Here is a 652-nt window from a genome sequence, read left to right on the forward strand (position 1 = left end):
TCCCCGCCCATCACGCTGATCCGGCTGTTGGGCCAACTGAACAGGAAGCGCGGGCTATAGGCGCGCCCGCACATGCCGTAATTGCCAGACCCAAAGCTGCCGCCGATCAGCACGGTGATCTTGGGCACGGTGGAGGTGGCGACGGCGGTGACGAGCTTTGCGCCATGTTTGGCGATGCCCTCGGCCTCATATTTACCCCCGACCATGAAGCCCGAAATGTTCTGCAGGAACAGCAACGGAATGCGCCGCTGGCAGGCGAGTTCGATGAAATGCGCGCCCTTCTGCGCGCTCTCGGAGAACAGCACGCCGTTATTGGCGAGGATCGCCACGGGGATGCCCCAGATATGCGCGAAACCGCAGACGAGCGACGGACCGTAGAGCGCCTTGAACTCGTGGCACTCGCTGCCATCGACCAGCCGCGCGATGATCTCATGCACGTCATAGGGCGCGCGGACGTCGGCGGGCACGATGCCGTACAGCTCCTCCGCGTCGAATTTCGGCGGGCGCGGGTCCTTGAGGTTCACCGCCGCCTGGACTTGCGGCTGAAGCGTGGAGACGATGTCGCGCACGATCGTCAGCGCATGCTCATCATTCTCGGCGACATGATCGACCACGCCCGAGCGGCGACCGTGGGTGTCGGCACCGCCCAGTT

The 652-nt window shown here is 64.4% G+C and carries 1 protein-coding gene; it reads right to left on the reverse strand.

What is annotated here, in order from left to right; all coding sequences use genetic code 11:
• The coding region (locus AACY49_RS29840) for a carboxyl transferase domain-containing protein (protein WP_339527789.1) at window positions 1-652 on the reverse strand (652 nt) is incomplete at both ends.

Source organism: Pseudomonas sp. EL_65y_Pfl2_R96 (assembly GCF_963970905.1).
GTDB lineage: Bacteria > Pseudomonadota > Gammaproteobacteria > Pseudomonadales > Pseudomonadaceae > Aquipseudomonas.